The 21,730-nt window shown below is 34.0% G+C and carries 20 protein-coding genes; 13 read left to right on the forward strand and 7 right to left on the reverse strand.

All coding sequences use genetic code 11. The annotated features are described in order from the left end of the window. Positions 1-23: 23 nt before the first annotated feature. Positions 24-1,058 carry a hypothetical protein gene (locus MK119_RS03710; RefSeq protein WP_290671023.1) on the reverse strand — a complete coding sequence of 345 codons (1,035 nt, stop codon included), beginning with the start codon at positions 1,056-1,058 and terminating at the stop codon, positions 24-26. Between the two features lie 179 nt (positions 1,059-1,237). Between MK119_RS03710 and MK119_RS03715 the strand changes: the two genes are divergently transcribed. The 3 genes from MK119_RS03715 (at position 1,238) to MK119_RS03725 (ending at position 5,456) form a co-directional block, all read left to right on the forward strand. Next, positions 1,238-2,485 (forward strand): hypothetical protein, encoded by a 1,248-nt coding sequence (locus tag MK119_RS03715; protein ID WP_290671025.1) that lies wholly within the window; start codon positions 1,238-1,240, stop codon positions 2,483-2,485. A gap of 145 nt (positions 2,486-2,630) precedes the next feature. Continuing rightward, positions 2,631-3,899 (forward strand): amidohydrolase, encoded by a 1,269-nt coding sequence (locus MK119_RS03720; protein WP_290671027.1) that lies wholly within the window; start codon positions 2,631-2,633, stop codon positions 3,897-3,899. 6 nt (positions 3,900-3,905) lie between these two features. Further along, positions 3,906-5,456 (forward strand): FMN-binding glutamate synthase family protein, encoded by a 1,551-nt coding sequence (locus MK119_RS03725; RefSeq protein WP_290671029.1) that lies wholly within the window; start codon positions 3,906-3,908, stop codon positions 5,454-5,456. 57 nt (positions 5,457-5,513) lie between these two features. Here the strand turns inward: MK119_RS03725 and MK119_RS03730 are convergent, their stop codons facing one another. Further along, on the reverse strand, positions 5,514-5,996 hold the full coding sequence (locus MK119_RS03730; RefSeq protein ID WP_290671031.1) for a hypothetical protein: 483 nt from the start codon (positions 5,994-5,996) through the stop codon (positions 5,514-5,516). 130 nt (positions 5,997-6,126) lie between these two features. Here MK119_RS03730 and MK119_RS03735 point away from each other — a divergent pair, with 130 nt between their 5' ends. Continuing rightward, on the forward strand, positions 6,127-6,465 hold the full coding sequence (locus MK119_RS03735; RefSeq protein WP_290671033.1) for a hypothetical protein: 339 nt from the start codon (positions 6,127-6,129) through the stop codon (positions 6,463-6,465). A 341-nt stretch (positions 6,466-6,806) separates the two neighbouring features. Further along, positions 6,807-7,331 carry a hypothetical protein gene (locus MK119_RS03740; RefSeq protein WP_290671035.1) on the forward strand — a complete coding sequence of 175 codons (525 nt, stop codon included), beginning with the start codon at positions 6,807-6,809 and terminating at the stop codon, positions 7,329-7,331. On the opposite strand, the gene MK119_RS03745 is transcribed toward MK119_RS03740, so the two are convergent. The 4 genes from MK119_RS03745 to MK119_RS03765 form a co-directional block, all read right to left on the reverse strand. Further along, positions 7,328-9,475 (reverse strand): M1 family metallopeptidase, encoded by a 2,148-nt coding sequence (locus MK119_RS03745; protein ID WP_290671037.1) that lies wholly within the window; start codon positions 9,473-9,475, stop codon positions 7,328-7,330. The two genes, MK119_RS03740 and MK119_RS03745, sit on opposite strands and share 4 nt — an antisense overlap. Positions 9,476-9,577: 102 nt before the next feature. Continuing rightward, entirely contained in the window at positions 9,578-11,293 is a 1,716-nt protein-coding gene (locus MK119_RS03750) for a peptide-N-glycosidase F-related protein (RefSeq protein ID WP_290671039.1), read from the reverse strand. 200 nt (positions 11,294-11,493) lie between these two features. Next, positions 11,494-13,131 (reverse strand): PQQ-dependent sugar dehydrogenase, encoded by a 1,638-nt coding sequence (locus tag MK119_RS03760; protein WP_366512765.1) that lies wholly within the window; start codon positions 13,129-13,131, stop codon positions 11,494-11,496. A gap of 20 nt (positions 13,132-13,151) precedes the next feature. Then, complete coding sequence (locus MK119_RS03765) at positions 13,152-15,383, reverse strand: TonB-dependent receptor (RefSeq protein ID WP_290671041.1); 2,232 nt, start codon at positions 15,381-15,383, stop codon at positions 13,152-13,154. 218 nt (positions 15,384-15,601) lie between these two features. Between MK119_RS03765 and MK119_RS03770 the strand changes: the two genes are divergently transcribed. Both MK119_RS03770 and MK119_RS03775 read left to right on the forward strand, forming a co-directional pair. After that, positions 15,602-16,105 (forward strand): SMI1/KNR4 family protein, encoded by a 504-nt coding sequence (locus MK119_RS03770; RefSeq protein WP_290671043.1) that lies wholly within the window; start codon positions 15,602-15,604, stop codon positions 16,103-16,105. Between the two features lie 437 nt (positions 16,106-16,542). Then, positions 16,543-16,839 (forward strand): hypothetical protein, encoded by a 297-nt coding sequence (locus MK119_RS03775; protein ID WP_290671045.1) that lies wholly within the window; start codon positions 16,543-16,545, stop codon positions 16,837-16,839. Between the two features lie 36 nt (positions 16,840-16,875). Here the strand turns inward: MK119_RS03775 and MK119_RS03780 are convergent, their stop codons facing one another. Further along, a complete protein-coding gene (locus MK119_RS03780; protein WP_290671047.1) occupies positions 16,876-17,178 on the reverse strand; it encodes a hypothetical protein in 303 nt (100 codons plus the stop codon). Positions 17,179-17,576: 398 nt separating this feature from the next. Between MK119_RS03780 and MK119_RS03785 the strand changes: the two genes are divergently transcribed. From MK119_RS03785 to MK119_RS03810, 6 genes are all read left to right on the forward strand, one after another. Beyond that, positions 17,577-17,861: a hypothetical protein gene (locus MK119_RS03785; protein ID WP_290671048.1), complete on the forward strand. Its 285-nt coding sequence runs from the start codon at positions 17,577-17,579 to the stop codon at positions 17,859-17,861. 85 nt (positions 17,862-17,946) lie between these two features. Further along, entirely contained in the window at positions 17,947-18,726 is a 780-nt protein-coding gene (locus tag MK119_RS03790; RefSeq protein ID WP_290671050.1) for a HipA family kinase, read from the forward strand. Continuing rightward, positions 18,716-19,099, forward strand: a complete 384-nt coding sequence (locus MK119_RS03795) for a DUF3037 domain-containing protein (protein ID WP_290671051.1) — start codon at positions 18,716-18,718, stop codon at positions 19,097-19,099. Before MK119_RS03790 ends, MK119_RS03795 begins: the two co-directional genes overlap by 11 nt. Before the next feature lie 69 nt (positions 19,100-19,168). Continuing rightward, positions 19,169-20,683: a M20/M25/M40 family metallo-hydrolase gene (locus MK119_RS03800; protein WP_290671053.1), complete on the forward strand. Its 1,515-nt coding sequence runs from the start codon at positions 19,169-19,171 to the stop codon at positions 20,681-20,683. A 76-nt stretch (positions 20,684-20,759) separates the two neighbouring features. Further along, positions 20,760-21,110, forward strand: a complete 351-nt coding sequence (locus tag MK119_RS03805) for a ribose-5-phosphate isomerase (protein WP_290671055.1) — start codon at positions 20,760-20,762, stop codon at positions 21,108-21,110. A 54-nt stretch (positions 21,111-21,164) separates the two neighbouring features. Then, positions 21,165-21,728: a hypothetical protein gene (locus tag MK119_RS03810; RefSeq protein WP_290671057.1), complete on the forward strand. Its 564-nt coding sequence runs from the start codon at positions 21,165-21,167 to the stop codon at positions 21,726-21,728. Positions 21,729-21,730: the final 2 nt, after the last annotated feature.

Consider the following 21,730-nt stretch of genomic DNA (forward strand, 5'->3'; position numbering starts at 1 on the left):
TATTGGGTTTTAGGGTAAGAAAATTATTGATCGGTAGTTTTTACACGACTAATTTGAAACGGTTGAAACCAATCCCAACTTACACCTATAGCAATCTGATTTCCAGAATCTACAAAGCGATAATTGTAATTATCATGTCCATAGATATAACTCACAAAGAATCCGATATCGCGATTAAAAGGATATAAGGTAAACGATGTTTCACTTCGCAACGGTTCTACAAAAGGATGCGCGCCTTGAATGAGTTCTACTTTTTGCTCAATAGCATAGCGTAGTTTGGGTTTCCATTGATGTTCGTATTCATAGGCAAATCCAAAACGATTTCGACCATAAATATCAATATCAAAATCTGAATAACCTCCAAAATCAAACAACCAGAAAAAACGATTGTGATACAATTCCCAAGAAGCTGTAAACGAATGGATTTTAAAAGGTTCGTCACGCTTATTCAATTCATTAAATCGAAAATTTACACAGAGTTTAGAGGTGTTTGTAGAAAAGTTTCCATTGGTTCTATTGAGTAAATCAGATAAATTTGTGTCATCTGTAATTGTAGCATGAAAATCAGTACATGGCATGGTCTCATCTTCTTCACCAGTTAAAAAGGCACAACCAGATTGCCCGTTGGAATAATGCCCACTCTCAATTGCCCATGTAAAAAAGTTATTACTGCTCGTTTTAATCATCTGTTGCCAACCAAAAAGTATACGATAGGAAGGTGTTTTTACAGGTTTTGATGTTTCAGAATACATTCGAATATGCGGTTGAAACGTGACATACAAAGCATTTCCAGGTCTATCTTCATATTCTTGCATATTCTTACGAATATTGTTGATAATGCTGTAATACACTACTGGTTTTGCATCAAAAAGAATACTTTCTGTGGCATTCATGTTTGACATATAACTGAAAGTTGGTTTCTCTGCTATTGGATAATAGTCATTGAAAGCATTGGAATCAGACGCATCATTGGTATTTTCAGTGTCATTTGTACCAGTAGTCTGTCCAAAACTCGTGAACAGTATTAACAGACATATCATTAAAATCGCTTTTTTCATGGTAGAGAATTTAATTTACATAATAATAAATGTAGGAAAAAAGTAAGCATTCTATCAACCTCTATTACATGAATTGCTGTTTTATTTCCTGAACCACTTTTTTAGTTAGATCAAAATTACGTAAAACTACGGTGCAAAGTTTTTCGGATATTTTGCTACTTTTAAGCAAAAATTATTAGATGGGATATCCAAAAGAAATTTTGATCTTACGACATGCAGAAAAACCTGCAGATACGACTACAAATGAAAACTTATCTACAAAAGGATATGAACGTGCCGCTGCACTCGCTTACTATTTGCCAGATACTTTTGGTGCAATTGATCATATTTTTGCTGCTGGTATTGGTGTTAAAAGCCCTAGCAAACGTCCCGTAGAAACGGTAACACCTTTAGCTACTCGTTTAGATAAGAAAATCCATGATGAATTCTTAAAGTATCAATATCAAGATATGGTAACTCATATTTTTGGTGATGATAAATATACAAATAGTGTCATTGCAATTGCTTGGCAACACACCGATATTGAAAGCATAACTAACGCATTTGGAACTAAAGATGTACCAACATCTCCATGGTCTGGTGATTGTTATGATTTGGTTTGGAAACTTACGTATAACGGAGATCAAACCTATTCTTTAGAACAAATTCCGCAATTATTAATGTATGGAGACACAGATGATATTATTGTAGATCCTGTTACCAAAACTTTCTGTCAAGAACTACAAACCATTGATCCACGTGAATTGTTTAGTGGAAATATCCCAACGCCAGCTGGAAATTTCCCTAACCAAGCCATGACTTGTATTTTTCAAGTACCAAAAGCCAATGTTCCAGAAGGATTGACGCAACAATTCATTTTTGTAGGTGCAAGCTTTTTATTGTCTGAAACTGCTATTATAAATAATCAAATTGCAAGTGTTTTAAATGTTGCTACTGAAGTAAATGATGCCGAAGACTTACAAATTCCATTCTCTGATCCACAAGTTGATAAACGTGCAGCGTTGCCTTTTGACTTGGCGAAACATGAAAAATATTATCTCAATCAACTAAGTAAAGTTGGTTTGACAGATACGAATAAAAATGATATGATGACGTTAGTAGCAGCGGTATTAGAAGCGGAACAATTACTCAATACGCCTTCAACAGCTCAACAAAAAGCAAATGGCGCATCAAATTTTTATGCACAAGGAAACTTAGTAATTCACAGTCATGAAGGAGGAAGTCGCTCTGTAACTGTGGCAGCTTTATTTTTATATTACAAGTTTTATACTCACACAAACATTTCTTTTTTAGATATTTATAAAAGTATTATTTGCTTACGCTGGAATAAATCTATAAACAATCATCCAACACAAGGAATTTGTGAAAATGCGTATGAAGTATTGAATACTTTTGAAGCTTTATTTCCTGAACCAATTCGTAAATAAGAAATCCTAATAACAAAATATGAAAAGAGCTTTCAAGAAACTGGAAGCTTTTTTCATTCTAAATAATTGGCACAATTTGAATTCTTCAAGTAACCAAAAAATTGAATATCTTTGGTTTTATAATTATTCCCAATCACTCAACACTATGAAGAAATTATTTCTTGCCAGTTTTTTTCTTGCTTGTTGCTTAGCGAATGCACAACATGGGCTAGAAAAAGATATAGACGCGATTGAATCAAAAGTAATTGAATGGCGACGCGATTTCCATGAAAATCCAGAATTATCGAATAGAGAGTTTAAAACTGCTGAAAAAATAGCAAAACATCTAAAATCACTTGGTTTAGAAGTACAAACTGGTGTAGCACATACTGGCGTTGTAGGTATTTTAAAAGGAGATTTACCCGGAAAAGTAGTTGCTTTACGTGCTGACATTGATGCGCTGCCAGTAACAGAACGTACGGACGTTCCTTTTAAATCTATGGTTCGAACGACTTTCAATGGAGTTGATACTGGTGTAATGCATGCCTGTGGACACGATACACATACCGCAATTTTAATGGGCGTTGCAGAAATCTTTTCTAAACATAAAAATAAAATAAAAGGAACTGTAGTATTTATTTTTCAACCAGCAGAAGAAGGTGCTCCCAAAGGTGAAGAAGGCGGCGCAGAAATGATGGTGAAAGAAGGTGTTCTTAAAAACCCAGATGTGGATGCAATTTTCGGATTGCACATTAGTGCAGGATTTGATGTAGGAACAATTAGCTATAAACCTGGAGGAATTATGGCAGCTTCACAGAGTTTCGAAATTAATATCAAAGGGAAACAAAGTCATGGTTCAAGACCTTGGACAAGTATTGACCCTATCGTGACAAGTGCAAAGATTATTGATGGCTTACAAACTATCATCAGTAGAGAATCTGAATTAACAAAAGAAGGCGCTGTTATTACTGTCGGAAAAATTACCAGTGGAGTTCGCAGTAACATCATTCCTGAAAAAGCACAACTTATTGGAACTATCCGTACATTAGATTATGACATGCAAGCTTTTATCAATAAACGTATGAAAGAAATGGTGCCTGCCATTGCCAAAGCCTACAGAGCGGAAGCAACCATCGACATTGCTAAAGGATATCCAATTACATACAACGATCCAAAATTAACAGCACAAATGCTTCCATCCTTACAAAAAGCTGCTGGTACTAATAATGTTAAGGAAATTAAAGCAATTACTGGAGCCGAAGATTTTTCATTTTTTCAAAAAGAAGTACCAGGTTTATATTTCTTCTTAGGAGGAAAACCTGTTGGAAAAGTAGCAACTTCACATCATACACCAGATTTTTATATTGACGAAAGCGGAATGAAACTCGGTGTAAAAACATTTGTTCAACTTACTTTAGATTATCTCAATAATTAATACCTTATGGATGCAGTTTTAGACTTTTTAGGAAACATCACTTGGTGGATGTGGATTTTGATTGCACTACTTATTATCGCTATCAGAGACATTTTACAAAGAAAACATACCATTAGTCATAACTTCCCTATCGTTGGACATATTCGATATATGTTTGAAAGTATTGGTCCAGAAATCCGCCAATATTTTGTGGCAAACAATCGTGAAGAATTACCATTTAATCGTATTGAACGCGGTTGGATTTATGCTTCTGCCAAAAAGCAAAACAATTACGAAGGTTTTGGTACTGATAGAGATATTTATGCACATCATCATACGTTTATCAATAATGCAATGATACCGTACAAAGTTACTGAAGACCATCCAAACGCTTTAGAAAAGTCATTTTTGCCATGTGCAAAAGTCATGGGTGAATTCAACAAAAGGAAACGTCCCTATCGTCCTGCTTCTATCATCAATATTTCTGCTATGAGTTTTGGTTCGTTGTCTGCAAAAGCAGTAGAATCCATGAACAAAGGTGTAAAAATGGCAAATGCTTATCACAATACAGGTGAAGGTGGTTTATCTCCTTATCACAGTTATGGAGGCGATGTCGTTTTTCATTTTGGAACAGGATATTTTGGAGTTCGTGCCGATGATGGTGGTTTTTCTATGGAAAAAATGATCAAATTGGTAGAAGACAACCCTTTTATCAGAGCCATTGAAGTAAAGTTATCGCAAGGAGCAAAACCTGGAAAAGGTGGTGTATTACCTGGGAAAAAAATCACACCTGAAATTGCAAAAATTAGAGGTGTTGAAGTTGGAAAAGATGTGTTATCTCCTCCAAATCATAAAGCATTTTCAACAGTACCAGAATTGGTAGATTTTGTAGAAGCTATTGCTGAAGCTACTGGCTTGCCTGTAGGCATTAAAGCTGCTATTGGAAAATTAGAACAATGGGAAGAATTGGCCGATATCATGAAAACCACTGGAAAAGGACCTGATTTTATTACAGTTGACGGTGGTGAAGGAGGAACTGGTGCCGCACCGCCCAGCTTTGCAGATCACGTTTCCTTACCTTGGGTATACGGGTTTGCCGATTTGTATAAGTTGTTTAAAGACAAAGGATTGTCAGAGCGCATTGTATGGATTGGAAGTGGAAAATTAGGATTTCCTGCCAAAGCAGCAATGGCCTTTGCTATGGGCGTTGATTGTATCAATGTTGCCCGTGAAGCCATGATGAGTATTGGTTGTATTCAGGCACAAATATGTCATACCAATAAATGTCCTGCCGGTGTAGCTACACAAAGTAAATGGTTGCAAAACGGAATTGATCCAACGTTGAAATCAGTGCGATTAGCGCAGTATTTTAAAACTTTTCGAAAAGAATTTATCGAAATTACACATGCTGCGGGTTATGAACATCCGTGTCAGTTTACCATGAAAGATGTAGTGATGAATGTGGACGATCATCATTTGTCTAAAGATTTAGATATTACCTATAATTATCAAAAAACACCTGTTCCATTTGAAGGTATGCAATCATTGCAGCAATGTACACATTTGGGAGGAAAATAGTTTTTTTGGCTAATTGATTCTGCTTTACTATGCTTTATGCATAGAAGTTATATTTTTTTATAATTTCTCGCCTAATTCTTCTAATTCAAGAATAAAATCATATTGTAAATCTTCATGTAATGTACTAATGGCTTTTTTCGCCATATTTAATTGACGTTCATATATATTGTGGATTTGCAAACTCTTTTGATGTCTAGGTGTCAATTCTTTTAGCTTCCCACAAAAATGTAGTAATAATGAAGCTTCCGTTTCTTTGTTTTTAGAATATCGAATGTATTTTTTAATCATTCGAAGAATTTTACGTATGCTTTTTTTAACATAATAAAGACTTGAATGATTCAGTTTGGTAAACTCTTCATTCACTTTTTCATTGACTGAACGAATGTATGCATCTTCATCTTGAGAATCGAACAAAAGATACGTAAGTAACTCTTTATTTTCCTTTTTAAACTTTGCTAATTTCAAACAAATTTCCATCAATTCTTGATGCGAATGTGCTGCCAATTCTTTTTTGAGGACGGAAACATTAACTGCTTTCATGCTTACTAATTATTTTGGCGTAATTTAATAAATTGTATCAAGTTTACTAAATGAAATAACATGTTTACTAAATTCTAGTTTCACATCTTTCCACGCATACTTAATTTCATACATACCAATCACAAAAAATATGAAATCTATTAAAACTACTTGGATCATTTTTTCAATTCTATCAGGAGTTGTGGCTTGTTCACATCCAAAAGTTATAGGCGTTTATTTTGATTATTTTTCTGAGAAAATTGAATTAAGAGCTGATTCAACATTTAGTCATACCTATCGTTTCGATCTAGCTTCAAGCTGGACTGATGGGACTTGGAGCATACAAAATGACACTATATATCTTTCTACAAAACTAGTACTCGATACTCTAAGAATTCCAGTTACAAGAAGTAAAATTCTAAAAGATACTTTAGTGCTTTCACAGGATAAAAATGTAGATCGGATTGGATTCAATGAATACCTTGTATAATTAATTTCTAGTGGTGGTCAGTATCGTGTGAAACCAACGAAAAAATTATTCTTCTCACAAGAAAAATTGTATAGGATCAAAGAGGATGGAACATTAGACATGGAAGCACATGCACCATTGTCTAATCCTAAAAAGAAATATCAAACTTATTTTCAGAAAGAGACTGGTAGAGTTGCTAAGAAAATACACTGATAAACATACTATTCCTAAATATTTTATAGAACTTGAAGCTACTCTAATTCACTCTCACAGTACATCACTTCAAATATGATCTTTCGTACAATAAATCTTTATTTGTCTAGTTAGTTAAAACGTATTATGTTTGCTAAAAATGCTAATTTATGGAAGACAAAATTTTTGACTTGTTAATGTATACTATTCCTGCCATCATTACGGGAGGAATTGCTTATTTTTTCTTTAGAGATCATATGCAAAATGAAGATCGAAGAAGACGCTATTTACTGCATAAAGATTCTCAAAAAGAGGCTTTACCTTTACGTTTACAAGCATACGAGCGACTTTCATTGTTTTTAGAGCGCATTACTCCAGCAAAATTATTAATTCGTATTTCGCCAAGTTCTTCCGATAAAGAAATTTATGAAAGTTTGTTGATTAAGAGCATCGAACAAGAGTTTGATCATAATTTATCACAGCAAATTTATATGAGCGATCAATGTTGGAATATCATCATTGCCGCAAAAAATACCACAATACAATTGATTCGTAAAGCAGGATTGTCTGAAAAAGTTACTTCTGCCGATAAATTACGTGAAGTCATTCTTACGGAAATGATGGAACAAGAATCGCCAAGTAGTGCTGCTTTAGCGTTTATCAAAAAAGAAGTTGGTGATATTTTAAATCCTTAAATTTTCATTCGCTTTTCTAAAAATACCAACCCCTTTTCCGTAAGGAGTTTTTTTGTGCGTTCTAAATTCTCTTGATATTTAGGGTTTTTAATAATACTATCTAATAAATCTCTACAAAACTTAGCAAAACGCCAATTTGGATGTCTTGCTCCGTTGATTAAATCCGCTAGATTTTGGTCTGAAAATGCTTGCAATTCATTGATAAATACAAATGCATTTCGTCGTACTTCAAAATGATTATAAGCGCGTGTATAGTTTGAAAGTTCTTGGTAATATACTGGCATATTTCGTCCGCTATAGTTTTTAGTTACAATAGCGAGCGTTAACCATAATACTCGAAAGCTTTTGTCGTTAAAACCAATCACATCTTTGGTGAGATCTAAATACTTTTTTTGATCCGCAGGAAAGTTTACCCACAAATTATACAAAGCGGCTTCTTTTGTTTCGTAAGAGGCATCATTTAGCAAAGTTTCGTATTCTGCTTTTAATCCAAAAGGAATCTTTGTGAGTGTTTGTGCTATGGTTTGACGGACTTTTAGGTTATTCGTTGCAAAAGCAGCTTTGTAAACATTATTGCTTACCATTGGACTATCTTTAGGTATATTTTTAGTAAGATTAACCAATAATTCTTCTGAGATAGGAACTTCTTTTTGCACTAATTCATTCTGTGATAACTCAAAAACTTTAGAAATATTTAAACAAATTTTAACGCTCTCATCAGAAGTTTTAAACTTTCTAAAAGAAGCTACTTGTGCTGGCGCACCTTGCATTCCACCTAAAAGTGAATACATATTTTCATTGATGCCAGAATTATGTGTCAATAATTTATCAAAATCATAAAAATCATTAGGCAACTGTGGATTTACCAACCAAGTCTGCACAAATTGATCTAGATTTTGTCCGCTTTCTTCTTCTACAATTTTGATAAAGTCATTAGTTTCCGCACTACTAAACTGATACGTATTTAAATAACGCTTTACAGCAGCTTTAAAAGGTTTATCTCCTACTTTACTTCGTAATACATGCAACACCCATGCACCTTTTTGATAAAACGTTAAACTACTGGCTTTCGGATTTAACACAGCTTCTCCTTTCCCTTCATTCAAAGCTCTTAAATCCATCGCTGATTTAAAGAGTTTCCAATAAAAGTAATCGTCTCCAAAGATTTCTTTTTCAGCCAATAATGCATAATACGTTGCAAATCCTTCTTGTAACCAATGGTGTTTTCCACTTTTTGCTGTGACTAAATCACCAAACCATTGATGTGCCAATTCGTGTGCGTTTACGTTGACATAATTTCTATCGATAAAACCAATACTGTCTATTACAAAACTATCTGAAAAAATGGTAGTTCCTGTATTTTCCATTCCTGAATACAAAAAGTCCTTTACAGGAATTTGTTTGTAGTTTTGCCAAGGATAAGCAACACCAATTTCTTTTTCTAAAAAGTCAAAAATACGCTTCGTATGTCGATATGTTGGTTCAAATTTTGCTTCATCTTCTGGATAATAGTACAATTCTATTGGAACGCCACTTTCTGAACTAATCACTTTCTTGTTATACTTTCCGATCGCAATCGCAGCCAAATAACTGCTCATCGGCTGTTTCATGCCGTAATACCACTTTGTCAACGAATCATTTGGTGATTCTTTTTTGATGAGTTTCCCATTAGCAATAACTTCATAACGCTTGTCAAACGTAATACTAAAGTCAAACTCTACTTTTTCGTTTACATCATCAAAACTCGGAAGCCAATTACTTGTATATTTTCCTTGACCTTGCGTCCAGACTTGTTTTCGACCTTTTTTTTCATTCCAATCAATAAAATATATCGCTTTTTTGGGACGTGTAAACCATACTAAACCAAGCGTATGCTTCTCTCCTTTTTTAAAATTACTTTTGAATACTAATTTGTTTCCTACTTCTTCAAATTTACCCTTAAAAGTCTTTTTATGAACTTCATAATGATATACTTCTCGGTAATCTAAATATATTGAATCTGTATCTTTTAAAATTTCAAATTCGTATTGTACATCAATACCAATTTCTTTTAATGTGGGACGAATTACAATATCGACAGCTGCTTTTTTAAAGTCAACAACTTCAGTTTGTTGTGCAAATCCAAGACTTATACAACAATACATAAAAATGTAAAAAATGTATTTCATAGTACGCTATAAACAAATAATACACCAAAATAGTATATTTCAGTGTATTATTTATTGAGTTAATATTTTAAAAAATAATTAATCCGTTACTGTAGGTTTTACAATTGGTGTCGAACTTTTTACAACCACAAATGTAGAAGTTGCATAAAACGCTCCGCCTTGTCCAGAGGTTGTTCCGCCATCACTTGTCCAATCTTGATAGTCATATTCAAAAGTAAACATACTTCCATTCATTGGCGTACCAAATTGATCTACACGAACTGGAACTGCCATTCCTGGACACCAACCTGCTCTATCTGGAACCCAATTTCCTGATTGTGGTTGCACAGGATTAGAGGCACAGCCAATAGGTCCCATGTTGTGCTGAAAGGTAGTAGTTCCATCAATTTTTACATCGTGTGTTCTAAAACACCATTCTGCACATGGTCTGTTATCAGAGTCTACAGGTGTTGCGTGTCCCCAACCTGAAATAATAGTACGTAAATGTGTTGCTTCTGCATTTGCAGGAATGCTAACTGTTTTTGTTAAATCCCACGTCATTGGATCAATCGCTACTCCATAAGGAACTCCTGAAGTTGACCAATCATCATAGGTAATTACATCAGCAATTGCGTAATATTCGTAATCTGGCGTACCTTCTACATAGTCAAACTCTACAGATAGTTCCCATCCGTCGGATCCCCAAGTTTCGATACGTGCAAATAATTCTGTGTTTCCTTGCAATAGAGATTTAAAATCTGTTACATCAATTTCAAAACCTCTTGTCAATTGTGAATTATCTACTCCATACGGTGTAATATAACGACCGATTTCATAGAATTCTCCAGAAACATCATCTTTTACTTTGATGTTAGCGTATACATCCCATGCATTACAACCGCCCGTTGGACAACGCAATTCTATATACATCATGATTTGTTCGATATTAGACATATCTGTATGTAAATCATATGTGTTTGTTACCGTTTGAGAGAATCCGCCACCAAAAGCAATGCGTTGATCACTGAATGTTTGGTAATTATGACGTACAGCAGCTCCAACTCCTGATACACTTATAGTTTGATCTGTAACTCCTGTAGCTGCTAAGGTAACTGTTCCTGTTTGCGTTCCTAAATCAGCTGCTGTTGGACTGAAACGTACATATAAACTCTCGGATGCTGTATTGATTGCTGTATGATCATACGTAACTGAACCTCCATAAGAGAGATTATCTTTAGAGATTTCAAATGGACTTCCAACAGTTACAACGACATCATTTTCTAAATTCACACCTCTTACTTGTACAATTTGTGCTGTCGAATTTGTTCCGATGGTAATATTTCCAAACGGATTTATAACTCCTGTTATTTGAATTTCTCTAACAATTTCAAGTGCAGTTCCTGTAAGTGCTACTTGTTTGTTATCAAAATCGCTTGAAGTAATTAAAATTGTTCCTGTCAAATCACCAAGATCCGTTTCTGAAGGTGAGAATCGTATGTAAATAGTATTACTTTGGTTTGCTTGATCTGCTGTAAAGCTAATACTTGAACTATAATTTGTATTGTCTTTAGAAATTTCAAAAGCTCCTGAAACACTCATGGAAACAGTGCTTGTTAAACGTGCTCCTGTCACAGAAATTGATTTCGGAGAAGAAGTAGTTCCCGCTTGAATTGGACTGAAACTAACGCTTGAGTTATTTATACTTAGCGTAGGATTAGCAGTTCCAGAACTGTCATCAGAACTACAGGCATAAAATATAAACGTAAATGCTAAAAGCGCATAAAAAATGGTGTGAATGGTTGGTTTTCTTTTCATCTGTTATTTTATTTTTTTAATTCTCAGATGGAATTCGCCAATACACATGTCAATTTATAATTATTGTATTGTGATGGCTCATTTCATATTTGTTGGTTTGGTAGCTAAAAGTAAGTAAAAAAGATGAAACTTTCTTTTAACAAAAAACCTTAACATTTTTCTGTTAAGGTTTTATAAGATATACTTTTATGTTTAAATAGCTATTCTTTCTCTACTTTTGCTACTTCTTCAGGAGTGTAAAAGTTTTCTGTTGTATTTCCCCAAGAAGTTGACGTATAATTCATCACGTCTGCAACTTGCTTATCACTTAGTCCAAGTGGCGACATAATACCTTGATATTTTACACCATTTACAGTAATTTGTCCCTTTAATCCATATTTTACTGATCGGATGCTTTCCACCACTTTATCTGTCAACCAATCTGATCCCTTTAATGGAGGAAATGCTTTTGGTACTCCTTCTCCATTCGCTAAGTGGCATTGCACACAAACATTCGTATAAATAGCTTTTCCTCTTTTTAAACTTTCTTCTACATCTTTTTTAGAAGCGTTTGCGAGTTTTACAAAAGTTGGTTTTACTACTGGTACTTCTTTAATTTCTTCTGATGAAGCTTCCGTTTTCACTGTAGTATTTGATGCTGAAGAAGTTTTCTTTCCAGCTGCATTTGGAACCATTTTAAACACACCTTCACCATCAACACCTACATAAATATGACCATCCGGACCTTGACGTACCGAACGTACACGACCGATTCCTTCTAATAACTTTTCGCGCTTGGCTACTTTTTCATCATTCGTAAGAGTTAAGAATTCTAAATATTGAAATTTTAAAGAACCAACAACTAAATGTCCTTTTAGTTCAGGATATACATCGCTGGTTACAAATGCCATTCCACTTGGTGCAATTGATGGAACCAAATAGTATAAAGGTTGCTGCATTCCATCACGTGCTGTTTCATCTGTTATTTTTGTTCCGCTATAGTTGATTCCATAGGTAATCACTGGCCAACCATAGTTTACAGCTTTTGTTACAGGATTGATTTCGTCTCCACCACGCGGTCCGTGTTCGTGTACCCAAACTTGTCCTGTTCGTGGATTTACTGCCATTCCTTGCGGATTACGATGTCCATAAGAGTAAATAGCTTCTTTCGCATCTTTTTGTCCTACAAAAGGATTATCGGACGGAATACGTCCATCATCATGTAAACGATATACTTTTCCTCCATCTTTGGTAATATCTTGCGGATTTATATCGCGTTGTCCACGATCGCCAATCGTAAAATATACATATCCATATTTGTCAAAAGCTATACGCGAACCAAAGTGATGTGCTGTTTTTACATTTGGACTTCCTTGATATAATTTTTCAGTTGAGGTCAATGCGTTGTTTTCCAATTTTGCTCTAATCAAAGCCGTATGACTCCCTTTTTCTTTTTTGTCTACGATGGAATATGTAATATATATCCAACCATTGCTTTCATAATTTGGATGAATCATTACATCTAGTAATCCACCTTGGTTACGTGCAAATACTTCTGGTACATTTTTTATTTCAGTTTTCTGTCCATCTTTTACATGATATAATTCTCCAGAACGATCTGTCACCAACATACTACCATCTGGCAACCAAGTCATTCCCCAAGGAACTTCAATGCCGTCTACGACTAATTCGGCCTTGTAATCTTGTTGATCTTTTGTAATGTCTTCTGTGGTTTTAATTGCGGTTAATGGAGTTTCTACAGGAACTTTTACTTTCGCTACTTCTTTCTGTTTTTGTCCACAAGAACTCAAAAGAAAGCTGGCCAAAATTAGGAAGTATAAAGATTGTCTTATAATCATAGTACAGTTGGTTTGCGATTTTATAATTTATAGTTGAGTTGAACGACGCCGTACATATTGAACGGCAATCCAGGATAAAAATAACGTGCATTGGTGTCGTTTCCAAACGCATTTACTTGTAATTGTGAAGCGTATGCTGTATCAAATATATTGTTGGCTCCTATGGATAGATCATAGCTAAATCGGCTTCCAATAGTATTGGAATAGCCAATTTTACCATTTAACAATTCAAAAGCATCGCTGTATAGAGTGTTTTCGTCATTGGCAGGCATTTCTCCTACTGCCTGAAAATCGAGTCGTCCATAAAACCCAGTATTACTTGTGGCTTCAACACCCAAATTTACAACAGATTTTGGAACTCCCGTAAGGTCATTCCCAGAAAAGTTTGCATTTGTTTCCGTAAATTCTTTGAAACTAAAATCGTTGATGCTTGCATTTGCATACGAGTTGATGTAAAATGTATTACTTTTAAATAGTTGATACTGCAATGCTGCTTCTATTCCATTATGTGTTGTCTTTCCTGCATTGAGCGTGATATTTTGATCCGTTGCTGTTCTTCTATTGACTAATAAATCGCTGACTGCCATCGTGTAAATAGAAACAGATCCTGATAATTTTCTATTTTTGGTGTGAAAGCGAGAACCAATTTCAAAATTCCAACCACGTTCTGCCTTTATCTCTGGATTGAATACACCATCTGGCAATAAGGTTTCTTCTGTAGTTGGTGTTGAAAAACCATGTGCCGCACTTGCAAATAGATTGAAATTGTTAGAAATTTCATAGTTAACACCAAACTTAGGAGACACAATTGCATCAAAAGTAAAATCTTCTTCATTACTTGAAGTATTCAATTGATCTTGTACTTTATATTTGGTTTGATTTATGTGTAATCCAACACTAAAAGATAATTTCTTTACTGTATAAATTGCTTCTGCAAAAAGGTTGAAATAGTTTCGATTCTCATCAAGATTTGACAAAATATCTCCAGCTATACTTCCTGTTCCTTCAGGGAAATCTTGGTATAGATTGTCAAATTGTTTTGCATTGTAATCATCAAAGAACAATTCGCCTCCAACAGACCATTTTAAGGAACTGTTTTCAAAGTTTTTAGTAGCAAGTAAACGCGTACGAACTCCAAATGTCATGGCTTCTTCTTCTAAAATATTGAAAGGTCTTGGTTCGTAATTGTTATTAAAACTAGTAAATACACTTGTTTTTTGTGTGTACGTTTCATTAAAATCATGACTCCAATTTACACCAAAAAGTGTTTTCTTAAAATCTTCAAATCCACGCGCACGTTGCCAAAAAGTTGCAGCGTTTCTTGGTGAATTTTCAAAATCTTCTCTGTTCAATGAACTCGGAATAAATGCTTTGAGGCTTGTGTAGTTTCCAATAAATGTCAATTCATTCTTATCATCAACCAACCAATTAGAGGTAATCGTTGCCGTAGCTTTGTCTAAAGAGTTATTATCACGATATCCATCGGAATGTGTATTGCTATAAATTACATTTACATTTGCTTTTTTGCCGCCGTGTGCCACTTTAGCAACAGTTCTGAACAAACCATAACTTCCTACAGTTGTAAACAAATTAGCATTGGTTTCATTAAACTTTGCATATTCAGGATATAATAAAATTGTTCCTCCCAAACCAACGCCATAACTACTAGAAGAAGGTCCTTTGTGTATTTCCATACGTGAAATGGCAGCGAGTTCCAGATCTTCAATGGCTGATTCACCATTTCCATCTGTTAGCGGAATATCTGCATAATACGCACGAATGTTTGCTGTAGAAAATGGACTTCGTGCGCCAATTCCTCTTATGGTAATTCTATTGGTATTGAGCGAACCACTTTGCATAAAAACACCAGGAACTCTATTTAGTATTGGTGCTAATTGTACTGTGTTTTCACTGTAAATTTCACTTTTAGGAACAATACTCACGGCTTCAGCAGTTTGTTGTAGTTTTTGTTGAATGGTAATTCCGTTTATAACAACTTGATCTAACTCATTCGTTTTAGGATGTAACGCAACAATAGGATTTTCTTTAATATCAAAAACGAGTTTTGCATAATAACCTTCTAATGAAATACGAATTCGCGGTACCAGTGAAACTCCTTCTATTATAAACTTTCCTTTAGAATTCGTTTTAACTTCTGTTTTGGTGCCAACATCAGTCACAACAGCATTGGCTAATGGAATATTTGTCGAAGCATCAATAACGGTTCCTTCTACCTGATATTGAGCAAGCATTGGTATTGTAAAACAAAAAATGAGAAGAGTAAAAATGTGGTTGTGTGAGATTGTTTTAAGCACGGATTTAATTTTTAAGGCATAAAAATAAACAGATTATTCTTCATTTGTCGTTTCTTTTATTAAAGTTAACATTTCTTGTGCTGATTGTGATAACTTCCGTTTTTTAAAATTCCCTTTTAATTAGTATATTGAAAGTCTTGTTATCTGACAACAATATGAAAACAATTTTAGAAGCTATTTCATTAGAAATGATTCGATTGGATGAATTCCACTATCCTGAAGAACAATTACAATCCAAATGGTTTGGAAACGAACCTGCAACAACGGATGCTATTCAACAAGCAGAAGAACGATTGCAAGTTACTTTACCAGAAGATTATAAAGAATTCTTAGCTATCGCAAATGGTTTTCATGCCTTTAGTGATATTGAACCTACTTTTCATACGGTGGCATATATTGATTATTTAAAAAATAAGGATGCTGAACTCATACAAATTTGGAAAGAAACGGGAAACGAAGATATTGCACATGTATTGACGCAAAGTATTTTAATTGCTGGATTTGAAGAAGAACAACAGTTTCTGATTATTCCGCCAAGTGAAGAGAATAAACATTGGCGTTATTGGAAATTTGCTTCTTGGTTTCCGGGAGAAGAACCTTTTGACAATTTGGAAGATTATTTTGAAAATGCTTTAGAATTCTTAAACGAAACAGAGTAACGTTTTTCTTTTTTTCTACTAATGCTATTATAAAGCTAGTAAAACAAACGCAATCATCAACTTATTCAGAAATAAACGCCATAAAAGCTTACGGGAAAATAATATTCGTAAGTATCTTATAATATGCACTTGGCGAAATTATTCTGGTAATGGTCGGAATATTATTGGCTTTACAAGTAAATACTTGGAATTAAAATCGCAAAAATCGAAGCAAATAAAAAGTCATTTTAAACCAACTAAACAGTGAGTTTTCAAAGAACTTAGCCATGTTTCCTCCCATAAAAAAAGCACAGTTAAATACCTTTAATGCTGGACAAGTTGTTTTCAAAAATCTGGATAAAATGCACATTCCTGCGTGAAGAGATTCTGTATATCGTTATGTACAAGGTGTTTCTGACGTTTATGCGTATTATCCATCTAATGGAGTTGTAGAATCGTTGATAAGTTCAGGAGATATTAATTTAATTCAAAACAATACACTCCGTAAATATTTGGTTTCTTGGAAAGATGTTTTAACAAATTATTCTGAACGTGTAAATATTGACATCACACTTTGTTCAAATACAATTGAACCATACATCATAAATCACGGTAATCTTTTAAATTTAAAAAGTAAAGAAAACTTTAAGTTGGTAGAAGATCGTATTTTTATCAATATGCTTGTACGTCAGCAATATTTTAATAATGACATTTCAGCGCCATACAAAATGAGATTAGTATCGAAACCTACATGAAAGAAATTATTCGTCTTTCAAAAACGAAAGAATAAGCTATTTCTTTTCGGTCAAATTTGTAGTTTTTTTATCAGTATTTACAACTTTATTCGCCTTTGCTTGAGCAGCTTCTATTTTTGCTTTTTTTATCAACTGAACTCCAAAATAAATAGCCATCATCCCAATAATTAATAGCAATACGCCGCCAATGAAGATTCCTAGTAAATAACCATTAGGATCTTCGGCTTCTATCTTCGATGTATCTTTAAGCTTTTCAATAGTTGAAGGTACTTTTATAAAAAGCGTTACAGCAATATATGCTCCGATGATTAGCAATAAAAAACCAAGAATTTTCTTCATAATGTTCAAAGATAAATAATTACACTAAGTTGAAAAGAATATTCTAGTCCCAAAATGTTTATGCCTTTGTCACTAACAACTAAACTTCCTTTTCAAATGAAACTTTTCTCTTCAATGTTTATTGTTTTTTCACTTGTGAATTCCTTGAAAGCGCAACAGATAATTGGAACTACAAAAATGTAGAATTTGTTATACCACGATGTTCCCAATATGATTTACTTTAAAGATATTGATTTAGAAAAGTATAAAATATCAATTTCAAATGGCGAAATTCTGGAGGTTAAAAAATCTGTTCTTACCGTATTGATCGATTTCGAATATAAAACAACTATTAAGCTTGAAAGTAAAATGTAGTAAAAGAACTTTCTTTTAGAGTGATTCCATTTCCAAAACCAAAAATGACTGTTTTAACAAATGACGATGGAGATTTCAACAATATGACATTGGAAAAATTCACCTCCATGAAAAGAGCATATACAATTCTAGAAAATTTCTCCGTTGACTATATGTTATCTACTGAAAGTTGTGAAGTGTTAAAAATTTCACCCAATGGAAAGAGACATACCGTAAATCTCCGCGGTTCTTCTTTTGACTCTTTGCGCTTAAAAAAAGAAGCAATAAAAGGAGATGTATATATTTTTACTAATAACAGAGTAGAATTCTACAAACAGACAGAATTGTAAATGCAACTGAATTTACAATATACCTAAGATAAAACTGTTGCCATGTATTTGTTATGAATGCTGAACTTTCTATATCTTCGCGACAATGAATACACTTGATATTAGAACCGTAAATGTGGTTCAATACATAAAACCGTTACGTGAAGGCGGATCGCTTCCAGCTATTGTAAAAGCGGATGATGATTTTTTGTATGTGCTTAAATTTAGAGGCGCAGGACAAGGAAAAAAAGCACTGATTGCTGAATTGATTGGTGGCGAATTAGCGCGTGCTTTTGGCTTAAAGATTCCTGAACTCGTTTTTATGAATTTAGATGATTCTTTTAGTAAAACAGAACCAGACGAGGAAATTCAGGATTTGCTCAAATTTAGTGTCGGACTCAATTTGGGCTTACATTTTTTATCAAGTGCCATTACGTTTGATCCTTTAGTAACTTCGGTAGATGCCGTCACTGCTTCGAAAGTGGTTTTATTAGACAGTATTATTAGTAATATTGATAGAACCGTGAAAAACACCAATTTACTACATTGGAATAATGAATTATGGGTAATTGATAATGGCGCAAGCTTCTACTTTCATCACAATTGGGCAACTTGGGAAAATCATTTGACACGAACATTTCCGTTAATTAAAGATCATGTGTTACTGCCACAAGCTACGAAACTCAAAGAAGTTGCTGTTGAGTTTCAGAAACTAATTACGGATGAAAAACTAGCAGAAATCATTCATACAATTCCTGAAGACTGGTTGCAGCACGAAGCTGATGACTTGTCTCCTGATGAAATGCGACAAGCCTACAAAACGTATTTAAAAGCGAAATTAGCCATGATTGATTCACTCATAAAAGAAGCGGAAAATGCAAGATAAAGTGACCTTTGAATATGCTATGATACGATTTATGCCCAAAGTGGAGCGTGAAGAATTCTTTAATATTGGCGTAATTGTATTCTCAAAACGAAAAAAGTTTCTGGCATTAAAATATCATGTAGATGCTAAAAAATTGGCAGCATTTTCATGCGAAATCACGCAGGATGAGCTTAACGAATACTTAAATGCTTGGAACAATATTTGTAAAGGTGCGCCACATGGTGGGAAAATAGGAACCTTTGAAATGGCAGATCGTTTCCGTTGGTTAGCAGCATCCAAAAGTACCATGATTTTATGTTCGTCTACACATGCAGGTTTGACTGATAATCCACAACAGGAATTGGAGCATATTTTTGAGAAGTATGTGCTGTAAATCTTGTTTTTAGAAAATTATCTATCTGAGATCACAAATCGCAAATTAAGATTATCTTTATGGATAATTATGAAAAACCGACTCAAAACTTCAATTTTACTATTTAGCTTCTTGCTAGTAAGCAATGTATTTTCCCAAACCAATTGGGATGCTAAAATTCAGCAAAAACTTCCTTCCATTCTTAAAAAACATCGTGAACTTGTTAGTATTCCGAATGTGGCTTCCGATGAACCTAATATGATGAAAAATGTTGATTGGGTTACCAGTGCGTTTGAAAAACTAGACTTTAAAGTTTCCATCTTACAAACCTCAACATTGCCTGTTTTCTTTGCAGAGAAGCAAGTCAATCCAAAAGCAAAAACAATATTATTCTATTTGCATTTGGATGGTCAAGCTGTGAATCCAGAGAAATGGCAACAAAAAGATCCGTTTCAACCTGTCTTAAAAAAACAAAATTCTGATGGCAATTGGGAAATTATTGATTGGTCATATATAGATGGAAAAATCAATCCTGATTGGCGAATATTTGGTCGTGCCGCAGCGGATGATAAAGCGCCAATTATTATGATGTTGACTGCATTAGATTTTATGCAAAAGCAACAACAAAAGCTAAAATACAATGTAAAAATCATTCTGGATTTACAAGAAGAACCCCGTTCAAGAGGTTTTTTGAGTACACTTAAAAAATATAAGGATCGTTATGCTGCCGATTATATGATTATTATGGATGGACCTGCACATCCTACCAACAAACCAACATTGACTTTTGGCTGTCGTGGCATCGCTACCTGCAATATTAGCATTTACGGAGCAAAATTACCGCAACATAGTGGACATTTTGGAAATTATGCACCAAATCCAGTATTTAAAATATCGCATCTACTAGCAAGCATGAAAGATCATACTGGAAAAGTGATCATTGATGGTTTTTATGATGGAATTACCTTAGATGCTGAAACACAAAAATTGTTAGCGCAAGTTCCAGATGACAATCGTAAAATTCAAGAAAATTTAGGTATTCATATTGCAGATAATGTGGGCAAAACCTATCAAGAAGCCTTGCAATATCCTTCGTTAAATATCCGTCATATAGAAACTTCTTGGAAAGGTCCTGGTTTAAAAACGATTATTCCGGAAGTTGTCACTGCTTATTTGGATGTACGTTTGGTGAAAGAAACCGATGGACAAGCACAATTAGTCAAAATTAAAAAACACATAGAAAATCAAGGGTATTTGATACTAGATCGCAAACCAACAGATGCAGAACGTTTGAAACATGGCAAAATCGCAACCTTCACATCAAATGCTGGTGTCAATGCTTTCCGAACTGATATCAATTCGTTTATTGGTACAAAATTGCGGAAAACCATTTCTAGTGAATTTGGGAACGATCCTATCATGATTCGTACAATGGGTGGAACTGTTCCTATTACACCTGCTATACAAGTATTAAACATTCCTGCAATTATTGTTCCGATGGTAAATATGGACAACAATCAACACAATCCAAACGAGAACATTCGCATTGGAAATATTACACAAGGAATTAAAATTTGTTTAGCGATATTATCTATGGAATTATAGCTTGCATTTCCGCTCCGCTCAATGCACTTACAAATATTCTAAATACTATTAACTCATAACTCATAACTAAAAAAATATGCCAAGGATAGAATACCGTGTATATGTCATAGAACTTTCTAAAAAAATATTTACTGAGAATACCAAATTTCGCTTGGCAAATCCGCAGTTTAACGGTGTGTTGGAATGTTTGTATGTAGGAATGACGAGTAAGACTCCGAAAGAACGCTTTATACAACACAAAACAGGATATCGTAATAAAAAGGGACACAAACTTTCTTCTAGCATTGTTCAAAAATACGGTTCCTATTTACGTCCGAGTTTATACAATCATATTGATCCATTACCAACGCGACATCAAGCAGAGCAAATGGAACGAATTCTTGCTTTAGAATTGCGTAGAAAAGGCTATGCCGTTTGGTTTAATTAGATTTTAGACTAACTTAGATTATTAGATCCCCCAGAACTAAACTTAAAAATGTAAATGTCAGAAATCACTTTTCACTCTAAACCCTTTAAAATAGAAGGAATTCAAATTCCTGAAATTGTACTTACAAAAGGAAAACTAGTACGTTTATATATTCCAAATTTGATAAAAAAAGACGTTCATAAAGATTTAAAACTGAGAATTATCAATCATTTTCAAAACAAAGATCATGTACCTTGGGCAAAAAATTTTAGTTCAAATAGTTTAATAGAAAAGCTTTATCCATTAACCGTTGAGCGCTATTTATTACGAGTGATGAAACTGGATAAATATTTAGCTATTCAGGCTATTGAAGAAATAGAAGTCAATTTTGAGGATAGATTTCACTACTTGGACCACATAAAGAAAAGAGCTTTAATTATAAAAGCAAATTTTCTTAAATACGATGTTATTCTATTTGATTATTATGCTATTGGTGCACTGGGAATCAAATTCATAGAAAATGTTGTGAATACAGAAATTAAAAAGGGAAAATCTGCAATTGCCTTCGATATTTTACAGTATATGGAAGACTATGAACCTTTTAGTAATATACAACGTATAACTGTTGATTTAAAATAAGA

The sequence above is a fragment of the Kordia sp. genome (assembly GCF_022447245.1).
Lineage (GTDB): Bacteria > Bacteroidota > Bacteroidia > Flavobacteriales > Flavobacteriaceae > Kordia.